This window comes from Paenibacillus sp. Y568 (genome assembly GCF_059445545.1).
In genome coordinates this window covers 36,973-47,104 of sequence record NZ_JCAIUM010000028.1, presented here as the reverse complement: position 1 = coordinate 47,104, position 10,132 = coordinate 36,973, and the positions used below count along the sequence as shown (strand labels likewise).

Genomic DNA, 10,132 nt, shown 5'->3' with positions numbered 1-10,132 from the left:
CCCGTTTGGTGGCGATAGCGGAGGGGTTCCACACGTACCCATCCCGAACACGACCGTTAAGTCCTCCAGCGCCGATGGTACTTGGACCGCAGGGTCCTGGGAGAGTAGGACGCCGCCAAGCACGCAAGAACCACTATTGATTTCAATCAATGGTGGTTCTTTTGTTATGATAAAGTTCTGTTAGTTCAAACAATAATTAGTATTTCCTAGGTAATATACAATGTTGAATGGAACAAGAGCATTTAATTTTAAATAACACTGTCCTCCTCTGGGGGACAGTGTTATTTAAATAAGGACTTGGGAATGATATATAAAGAAACTTGTCGATATTCTTGACAGCCCCAACCCCCTTTGCTAAGATGGCAATAATATATTTTCAGAAAATGCATTTTCAACCTTATTTATAAGGTTTTATTTGATACACTGATGAAAAAAGAGGAGGCTCATTTAAGGTGCATGAAGATAAGTTTGGTAAGGAAGGTTTAACTTTTGATGATGTTCTACTAGTACCTCGTAAATCTGTATTTTTGCCAAAGGAAGTGGATGTGTCCACAAGATTGAGCAAAAACGTTAAGTTGAATATTCCACTAATCAGTGCGGGTATGGATACAGTAACCGAAGCTGCTCTAGCCATTGCTATCGCTAGAGAAGGCGGAATCGGTATCATCCATAAGAATATGTCGATAGAACAACAGGCTGAGGAAGTGGATCGTGTGAAACGCTCTGAGAGTGGTGTAATTACGAATCCATTCTCGCTAACGCCAGACCATTTAGTATCAGACGCTGAACAAGTTATGGCTAAGTTCCGTATCTCAGGGGTGCCCATTGTTAATGAGGACAAAAAACTGGTAGGTATTTTGACAAATCGTGATTTGAGATTTATTCATGATTACAATATCAAGATCAGTGATGTGATGACACAAGAAAACTTAGTTACTGCACCTGTAGGAACGACGCTTCAAGAGGCAGAAGTTCTGTTGCAGAAGCATAAAATTGAGAAACTTCCGTTAGTGGATGCTAATAACACGCTTAAGGGTCTTATTACTATTAAAGATATTGAGAAAGTCATTCAGTTCCCTAACGCTGCAAAAGATGCACAAGGTCGTCTCTTGGTGGGTGCTGCAATTGGTATCTCGAAGGATACATTGGAGCGTACAGAGGCATTGGTTAACGCTGGTGTAGATGTCATTACAATTGACTCTGCTCATGGCCATCACATTAACATTATTGATGCTGTTCGCGAATTGCGCAACAATCATCCTGAACTTACTATTATCGCTGGAAATGTAGCTACTGGGGATGCGACAAGGGAATTGATTGAAGCTGGTGCATCTGTCGTTAAAGTGGGAATTGGACCAGGATCAATCTGTACAACTCGGGTTATTGCTGGAATTGGTGTTCCACAAATCACGGCTATCTACGATTGCGCATTGGTGGCTGCAGAGTATGGCATTCCAATTATTGCTGATGGTGGTATTAAGTACTCTGGAGAAATTACGAAAGCCATCGCAGCTGGTGGACATGCTGTAATGTTAGGTAGCTTGTTTGCGGGTACGGAAGAGAGTCCTGGAGATTCAGAGATATATCAAGGACGTAAATATAAAGTATATCGCGGAATGGGATCAATCAGCGCTATGAAACAGGGAAGTAAAGATCGTTATTTCCAAGATGATGATAAGAAATTGGTGCCTGAGGGTATTGAAGGTCGTGTTGCCTATAAAGGGCCGCTCTCAGATACAATCCTTCAGCTCATTGGTGGTCTTCGTTCGGGAATGGGGTATTGTGGTGTTCAGACATTGGACGAGCTTCGTAATGATACGCAATTCATTCGAATCACGGGAGCAGGACTTCGTGAAAGTCATCCACATGATGTGCAAATTACCAAAGAAGCACCGAATTACTCGGTTTAATTCCGAAATTTCGATATTTCGATACAGACTTATACTAAAGACAGGGCGAAATTCGCTCTGTCTGTCTTTTTTTGATGTATATGCTGTGTTAGAATAAGATGAGCAAACTATTATTGGTTAGAGATAGAGAGGAGTTTATATTCTTTGAAACACAGAGCAGTAAGAATTAGTAGACGTAAATGGCTTAAGAAAAGTATAGCTACGGTTATGCTATTAAATATGTTTTGCATGTCATCATTACCTTTAGTGGTGATGGCTGAAGGTGAGTCAGCAACGAAAACAGAGGCAAAGGTGACTGTACCTACGAAGCCTGAAGTAGCTTCTAATGCTGTCAGTATTCCTGATGTAGCTAGTTTAGGATTAGAAGTAAGATCAGCTGTACTTATCGAACCTACTACGGGGGAAATTTTATTATCCGTTAATAGTGACATCGCTTTGCCTCCTGCGAGTATGACAAAGATGATGACGGAATATATCGTAGCAGACGAGGTTAAGCAAGGTAGGTTGAAGTGGGACGACGTTGTCACAGTAGGTAAAAATTCAGAACAAACGATTGGTTCACGTATTTTCTTGGCTGAAGGTGATCAACATACGGTTGAGGAATTATACATAGCAATGGCTGTTGGTTCTGCCAATGATGCTACTGTGGCTTTAGCTGAACGTGTTGCTGGTTCTGAACAAGCTTTCGTTAAACTGATGAATGAGCAAGCCAAGCGTATGGGAATGAAGACAGCTTTCTTCATTAACTCAACAGGCCTCAGTCGGATAGATATGCCAGAAGAGTTCAGACCAAGTGAAGATAAGGAGACAGTCATGTCTGCTATGGACACGGCTCTACTTGCGAAATTTATCGTACAAGATCATCCTGACTTTTCTAGATTTACGGCAGTACAGTCATACCAATTCCGTGATCGTGATACTAAGCCGATCATTAATTACAACTGGATGTTAGAAGCTAATAAGGATATAACTAACTTTAAGGCATATGCCTATCCAGGGTTAGATGGATTAAAAACAGGTCATACGGATGCAGCAAAGAACTGTTTTGCGGGTACTGCAGAAAGAGATGGCATGAGGTTGATCAGTGTTGTCATGGGAGCTGAGACGAATGCCGCTCGTTTTGTTGAGACGAAGAAAGTGCTAGACTTCGGATTTAATAACTTCGAGGTTAAACAGGTAATTGCTCCTAAGACTGTCGTAGAGGGAACTGAAACTGTACCCGTTAAAAAGGGTGTAGAGAACAATGTGGCTATTGTAACAGAATCGGATGTTAACTTTATGGTTCCTAAAGGAACAACTAATCCTGCGGTTACATCTAAGGTTACTCTTTTGGATTCAAGTAAGCTTGTAGCTCCTATAGCTAAAGGTACCAAGGTAGGTACCATCACCTACACTTATAAAGTGGAAGGTATGAATCAAGCACAGGAGAAGACCGTTAATCTGGTAACTGCTGATGAAGTTGAAAAAGGTGGATGGTTCCGTTTATTGTTCCGTGCCATTAAAGATTTATTTGTCGATTTGTTTGACGAAATTAAAAATCTTTTCTAATATCAATATAATACGCTTATTCGTCGTTATTGGAGTTACCGTTCATTTCTTTCATCATGGAAGTTGGTATGAAGAGGTAATGAATTGACCATATATATTTCAGGGGGCGTAAACATGGAAACGGGAACATCTCGTGTTAAAAGAGGTATGGCAGAAATGCAAAAAGGTGGCGTCATTATGGATGTCATGAATGCAGAGCAGGCTAAAATTGCTGAAGCAGCAGGTGCAACAGCTGTCATGGCTTTAGAACGAGTTCCCTCCGATATTCGAGCAGCAGGTGGCGTTGCTCGTATGGCGGATCCTACGATTGTGGAAGAGGTTATGAAGGTCGTATCCATTCCAGTGATGGCGAAGGCACGCATCGGTCATTTCGTAGAAGCAAAAGTGTTAGAGTCTCTTGGAGTGGACTACCTTGATGAAAGTGAAGTACTAACTCCAGCAGATGAGGTATTCCATATTGATAAGTGGGATTTCACGGTTCCCTTTGTATGTGGTGCAAAAGATCTTGGGGAAGCCCTACGTCGTATTGGTGAAGGTGCCTCGATGATTCGTACCAAGGGTGAGCCAGGAACAGGCAACATTGTTGAAGCTGTACGTCACATGCGTCATATTAATGGTCAAATTCGTAAAGTACAGAATATGTCGAAGGACGAGCTGTATGCTGAAGCAAAAAATTTGGGTGTTGCCCATAACTTGTTGCTAGAAGTTCAACAGTTAGGCAAATTACCTGTTGTTAACTTTGCAGCAGGTGGTGTTGCAACTCCAGCAGATGCCGCTTTGATGATGCACTTAGGTGCGGATGGCGTATTTGTAGGTTCCGGTATTTTTAAGTCGGAGAATCCGGAGAAATTCGCACGTGCAATCGTGGAAGCCACAACCCACTTCCAAGATTATAAATTAATTGCAGAAGTATCTAAAAATCTGGGCGCTGCAATGAAAGGCATTGAGATTTCGTCTTTACAACCTTCTGAGCGCATGCAAGACCGCGGCTGGTAAGAGAGAAGGTCTTGTTATGAAGGTTGGAGTATTAGCATTACAGGGAGCTGTCAAAGAGCATATTCGTAGCATTGAACTTGCAGGTGCTGTAGGATTATCAGTGAAAAGAGTTGAGGAACTAGCAGATGTTCAGGGGCTAATCATTCCTGGTGGTGAGAGTACGACGATCGGTAAACTCATGCGTAATTATGGTTTTATTGAAGCTATTCGCGAGTTCTCAGCAGCTGGTAAGCCTATATTTGGAACATGTGCAGGCCTTATATTGCTTGCTCAGAGAATTGAAGGCCAAGATGAGGCACATCTAGAGTTGATGGATATTACAGTCGCGCGAAATGCCTTTGGGCGTCAGCGTGAGAGCTTTGAGACAGACTTGAGTGTGAAGGGTATCGATGAACTTGTTAGAGCAGTGTTCATTAGAGCGCCGCTCATTACGAGTGTAGGCGATCACGTTGAAGTTCTCTCCACATATCAAGATGAGATCGTTACAGCAAGACAAGGACATCTGTTGGTGTCTTCGTATCATCCAGAATTGACGGATGACTATCGTCTACATCAATACTTTGTGGATATGATTAGAGCAAGTCAGTGTAGTATCAGTTAAATTACAGAATGTTAATAAGAACACCTTGACCTTTATGGATTCAGTTGTAATTCCTTGTTGGATATGGCTGATGAACAGATAAATTTTTTCCGGGAAGAGGCTCCGTTTACGATGTGGATGCTTGGGGGAATCATTTATTTGACCAAGGGGTTGAGGTTGTTTTTCTTGAGGAGGGTATTCCTGTGTTAGATGTAAAAATATTGCGCGGTGATTATGCTAAGGTGGAAGAAGCATTAAAGAAACGAGGTAAGTCCCTCGATTTGATTGCTGATTTCCCTAGACTAGATGGACGCCGTAGAGAACTGTTACTAGAGAGTGAAACTCTGAAGAGTCGTAGAAACACGGTATCAGGTGAGGTGGCTAAACGCAAGAAGAATGGTGAAGATGCAGAATCTTTAATTTTAGAAATGCGTGAAGTATCTGATCAGATTAAAGGCCTTGATGAAGAAGTGAGAGAATTAGAAGTGAGTATCGCTGATTTAACAATGGCGATCCCTAATATTCCTCATGAATCGGTACCGCTGGGTAAATCAGAAGCTGACAATGTAGAAGTACGTCGTTGGGCAGAACCTACAGCTTTTAATTTTACACCTAAAGCACATTGGGATATCGCACAAGATCTAGGCATTCTTGATTTCGAAGCAGCAGCTAAGGTTACGGGGTCTCGCTTTACCTTCTACAAAGGGTTGGGAGCACGTCTAGAACGGGCTCTAATCAGCTTTATGATGGATTTACACAGTGACAAACACGGTTATGAAGAAATACTTCCACCGTATATCGTAAATGGCGACAGCTTACGCGGCACGGGGCAACTTCCGAAGTTTGAAGAGGACTTGTTCAAACTTCGAGATACGGACTATTATTTGATTCCGACCGCGGAAGTGCCAGTGACCAACTATTATCGTGATGAGATCCTTACATTGGAGGATTTGCCTAAGTGTTTTGTTGCCTATAGTTCATGTTTCCGTTCTGAAGCTGGATCTGCAGGTAGAGACACTCGTGGGCTTATTCGTCAGCACCAATTCAATAAGGTTGAACTTGTGAAAGTAGTTCATCCGGATTCCTCCTATGAAGAATTGGAGAAAATGACTGCCGATGCAGAACAAGTACTACAGCTTCTTAAGCTACCTTATCGAGTATTAGCTCTAAGTACAGGGGATATGGGGTTCTCAGCTGCAAAGACCTATGATCTAGAAGTGTGGCTTCCTGAGAGCGATATGTATCGTGAGATATCCTCTTGCTCGAATACAGAGGACTTCCAAGCACGTCGTGCTAACATTCGATTCCGTCAGGAAGCGAAGTCTAAGCCAGAATTCGTTCATACTTTGAATGGTTCTGCACTAGCCGTTGGGCGTACGTTTGCTGCGATTCTTGAGAACTATCAACAAGAAGATGGCAGTGTTCTGATTCCTGAGGTTCTTCAACCTTATATGGGAAACATTAAAGTCATTTCACCGAAAAAATAATTATTCTAAAAAAAAGCTTGCATTATGTTATTCAGTTGTGATAAGATAGTTTTTGTTGTTAGAGATTAATTATCTATCAAAAACAACTGAGTAACTGTTTGGAGAGGTACCGAAGCGGTCATAACGGGGCGGTCTTGAAAACCGTTAGGGGGCAACTCCACGTGGGTTCGAATCCCACCCTCTCCGCCATTATTATTAAATTACTAACCATTCTCAGTAAATGAGAATGGTTTTTTTGTATAAAAAAATGCCCCTTATCACAACTTATAAGGAAGGGGAGGTGTTCTTCATGGACCAACAATTTCAATTGAATCAGAATCAGCTTGTAAATGCATGGCAGTCTAAATTACCTACTGTTCTTCATCCATCTGACCAAACAACTGTAATGGCTGATGAGAGCGATTCTAACAGCATTAGGATCCATATAGGTACGGCTGGAAGACAAGCTTATTCCTTCGACTTCCAATGTACCTATAAGGATCCACGTGAGGTTGGGGTCGAATTAGTGGATGTCGAACGAGACGGTCGCTCTGTAGATGAGCATACCGAAGTTATTCAGAGCTTAGCTGGAGATTATACACGTCATATTCATGAATGTGCTCAATCATTACATGATGTAACAGACCCTTCTTAAGATAAGGGGTATCTTAGAAACGGGGTGAACACGATGAGTAAACCAAAAACAATTCCTGTTCCTGAAGCACAGGAGAAGCGCCAGCATCGAAATGAGAATGACTCAAACTCAATGCAAGAGCCACTTTCTGGGTCCAAGAAAGTAAAGAACCGCAACCATGTAGATCACTTGAACAAACAGGGTTGACCGATAAGGGACAAATGAATAGAAAACTGAGAGACACCTTAGTTCTTTACTAAGGTGTTATTTACGTTATTATGGGAGAGGTTCAAATAAAGTATTATATTATGAAAATATAAGAAAAAAATATAATATTTCGGTAAATTATTTTCGACAAACTGTTTCGCGCGTCAGAAAATTAGGTTATGATTAATAAAGTGACTATAGTTACAGACTGAAGGGGGAGAACTAAATGAATAAGAAATTTGCAGCAATCGTGCTGACGTTGCTCTTAGCAATGACAGTCGTGTTATCTGGCTGTAACAGTAAGCAGAACCCGAAAGAGGCAATGCAAAGCTCTGTGGGGAATGCTATGAAGATGAATTCTTATGAAATGACGAGTAAGGTAGTTATCGAAGAATTGAATATCACAGCACCAGATTTAGTAGACGATGCTAGTATGGGTGCAGTGATGAGTATGCTCAAGAATGCTGAATTAACAGTTGATGGAGTATACCAAGCGGATCCGATGCAAACAGAGTTAACCATGGGGTTAAATCTAAAAGGTGATATGGCAATGACTTTTACTATTCCAATGGTAATGACTAAGGAAAAACTTTATATTAAAGTACCAAGTATTCCTTTCCTTCCGATTCCTGAGAACGTTGTAAATAAATATGTTGAAGTAGATCTAAAAGAGATTGCAGCAGAAGAAGGAACTAGCTTTAATCTAGATACATTCAACCCTGAAAAAACACAAAAATTAACGAATGAATTATCTAATGCACTCTTTGCTGAATATGATGAAGCTAAATATTTCAAAGATATTAAAGTTAAAGATGCTAACCTTCCTGAAGGTGTAGAAGCTAAACAGGTTGCTCAATTTGCTGTTACAAATGATAATGTAAAAGAGGCAATCACCATCTTAGTTGATAAAGTAATGCCTAATATTCTTAATATCATTAGTAAAGATGAGTACCGTGAGACTCTTGGATTGACTACTGAAGACATCCAAGAAGCGAAGGATCAATTGAATTCTACTAATAAAGATGAATTTAATAAAAGTCTTGAAGAATTAAAGTCTCAATTGAAGATTAATGCTTTTCATATGAATACAGCAGTTGATAAAAAAGATTTCCCAACATATCAAGATTTCGTAATGAATATCGAAGTGAATGATGCGGAAACAAAACAAGATGTGAAAATTGCAATGAAGGGTTCATCTCAGTACAGTAAGATCAATGAGAAGCAAACATTTAAAATTGGTATTCCTGCTGGCGACGACGTCCTCACAATGGAACAGTTTCAACAGGAAATGGGAAATTAATTAGTTTCTTAATAGAAGATACCCGCACATCATGATGTGCGGGTATCTTTGTGTTTAAAACTGAATTGTAATTTATTAGTCCTACATTTATCTAATGTCTCAAGAAGGGTTAAACTCATCTACAAGAATAGCAAATGTCTGATGATCCTGCCATTGATCATTTATTTTTACAAGTTTACGAGCTATGCCTTCTGGTTGAAATCCAGATTTCTCTAATACACGACGGGAAGGCTGGTTATGAGTTAGAATAGCTGCCTGGATGCGATGAAGCCCCAAACTCTGAAAGGCATATTGGAGAGTCAATTTTAATGCTGCGGTCATATAACCTTTATTCTTCTCCTCAGGATCAATGAAATAACCAATATCAGCGAACTGACCTACACCACGAACTATATTAGAGAGGGTTATTTGCCCAATGAGGTCCTTATTCCGATTAAAGATACCGAACATATAGGCATGATCATTCTCTGCATCTTGCGTTCGGCGTAATATAACTTGTTGTTGTTCATAATGGGTATAGAAGTCGTCATATTGACGAGGTTCAAAGGCTGCATAAATCGTTCTTGTACGTAGTCGTAGATTTAATAAGGACATACTATCATTTAACTGTAAGGGACGAATAAAGATACCAGTAATCGGTTCATGAAAGGTAACGTTCACAGAAAAAATGCCTCCAATTATATTGTATATAAGTTATTTGTTGCGTAGTCTGCGGAAAAATTCGGTTAGTAATTGTGCACATTCTTTCTGCATCACATCTGGAATGACCTCTGTTCTATGATTAAAGCGGGGTTCTTGCAGGAGATTCATTAATGTACCTGCACAGCCTGCTTTAGGATCGGTTGTACCATATATCACCTGGGGTATGCGGGACTGCACGATCGCTCCTGCACACATAGGGCAAGGTTCAAGTGTTACATATAATCTGCATTCTAGAAGGCGCCAGGCATCAAGGTATTGGCTAGCATCGCGGATGGCAATCATTTCTGCATGTGCAGTTGGATCCAAGGTTTGTTCTCTTAAATTATATCCGCGTCCTACAACTTCATCACCCCGAACAATGATAGCTCCAATGGGAACCTCACCGAGAACTTCGGCCTCTTTTGCTAAAAGAATAGCTTGTTGCATCCAATATTCATGTACGGTCTGATCCATAGATGAATTCCATATGGGGGTATTTTGTGGATAACTCATTATATAGTAGCCTCCTAACGTAAAAAATGACGGTTTCTGACGAACAAATATTCGGTTGTTAACATGATGTGCACAACATTGTGCATAACTTAAAATATATCAACAAAGTTATACACATAATAAATATAAAACTGTTGGTATGTGGATAAACTATTTGGCTTTTATGAATAGTGTAGCCAATTCTATCTGTTGTAGAAGCTGCGACTCTTATCAATGCTTTTCAAAATCATGGGATAGCGGTATTATATGTAGAATAGGGCAAATATTACATTGATCACCAAGACCCCTTGTTGCCAA

The 10,132-nt window shown here is 40.5% G+C and carries 10 protein-coding genes, 1 tRNA gene and 1 rRNA gene; 10 read left to right on the top strand and 2 right to left on the bottom strand.

What is annotated here, in order from left to right:
* The first annotated feature begins 4 nt into the window (after positions 1 to 4).
* The 10 genes from rrf to AC1D7X_RS24380 all read left to right on the top strand — a co-directional run bounded on the left by rrf (position 5) and on the right by AC1D7X_RS24380 (position 8,641).
* A 5S ribosomal RNA gene (gene rrf, locus AC1D7X_RS24425) occupies positions 5 to 121 on the top strand.
* A 331-nt stretch (positions 122 to 452) separates the two neighbouring features.
* Positions 453 to 1,910: an IMP dehydrogenase gene (gene guaB, locus AC1D7X_RS24420; RefSeq protein ID WP_495476308.1), complete on the top strand. Its 1,458-nt coding sequence runs from the start codon at positions 453 to 455 to the stop codon at positions 1,908 to 1,910.
* Between the two features lie 144 nt (positions 1,911 to 2,054).
* Positions 2,055 to 3,458, top strand: a complete 1,404-nt coding sequence (locus AC1D7X_RS24415) for a D-alanyl-D-alanine carboxypeptidase family protein (RefSeq protein ID WP_495458626.1) — start codon at positions 2,055 to 2,057, stop codon at positions 3,456 to 3,458.
* Between the two features lie 114 nt (positions 3,459 to 3,572).
* The gene (gene pdxS / locus AC1D7X_RS24410) at positions 3,573 to 4,454 is read left to right on the top strand and encodes a pyridoxal 5'-phosphate synthase lyase subunit PdxS (RefSeq protein ID WP_495458627.1); all 882 of its coding nucleotides are present in this window, start codon (positions 3,573 to 3,575) and stop codon (positions 4,452 to 4,454) included.
* Positions 4,455 to 4,470: 16 nt separating this feature from the next.
* Positions 4,471 to 5,055, top strand: coding sequence for a pyridoxal 5'-phosphate synthase glutaminase subunit PdxT (pdxT, locus tag AC1D7X_RS24405; RefSeq protein WP_495458628.1), 585 nt, complete (start codon positions 4,471 to 4,473; stop codon positions 5,053 to 5,055).
* 182 nt (positions 5,056 to 5,237) lie between these two features.
* The gene (gene serS, locus AC1D7X_RS24400) at positions 5,238 to 6,521 is read left to right on the top strand and encodes a serine--tRNA ligase (RefSeq protein WP_495458629.1); all 1,284 of its coding nucleotides are present in this window, start codon (positions 5,238 to 5,240) and stop codon (positions 6,519 to 6,521) included.
* 100 nt (positions 6,522 to 6,621) lie between these two features.
* Positions 6,622 to 6,710, top strand: a tRNA-Ser gene (locus AC1D7X_RS24395).
* A gap of 100 nt (positions 6,711 to 6,810) precedes the next feature.
* The gene (locus tag AC1D7X_RS24390) at positions 6,811 to 7,155 is read left to right on the top strand and encodes a hypothetical protein (protein WP_495458630.1); all 345 of its coding nucleotides are present in this window, start codon (positions 6,811 to 6,813) and stop codon (positions 7,153 to 7,155) included.
* 33 nt (positions 7,156 to 7,188) lie between these two features.
* The gene (locus AC1D7X_RS24385; protein ID WP_495458631.1) at positions 7,189 to 7,341 is read left to right on the top strand and encodes a small acid-soluble spore protein P; all 153 of its coding nucleotides are present in this window, start codon (positions 7,189 to 7,191) and stop codon (positions 7,339 to 7,341) included.
* 226 nt (positions 7,342 to 7,567) lie between these two features.
* Positions 7,568 to 8,641, top strand: coding sequence for a DUF6612 family protein (locus AC1D7X_RS24380; RefSeq protein WP_495458632.1), 1,074 nt, complete (start codon positions 7,568 to 7,570; stop codon positions 8,639 to 8,641).
* 99 nt (positions 8,642 to 8,740) lie between these two features.
* Here AC1D7X_RS24380 and AC1D7X_RS24375 read toward each other — a convergent pair whose 3' ends face one another.
* Together AC1D7X_RS24375 and tadA are read right to left on the bottom strand one after the other, a co-directional pair.
* Positions 8,741 to 9,301, bottom strand: a complete 561-nt coding sequence (locus AC1D7X_RS24375; protein ID WP_495458633.1) for a GNAT family N-acetyltransferase — start codon at positions 9,299 to 9,301, stop codon at positions 8,741 to 8,743.
* A gap of 33 nt (positions 9,302 to 9,334) precedes the next feature.
* Entirely contained in the window at positions 9,335 to 9,835 is a 501-nt protein-coding gene (gene tadA, locus AC1D7X_RS24370) for a tRNA adenosine(34) deaminase TadA (protein WP_495476307.1), read from the bottom strand.
* Positions 9,836 to 10,132 lie beyond the last annotated feature (297 nt).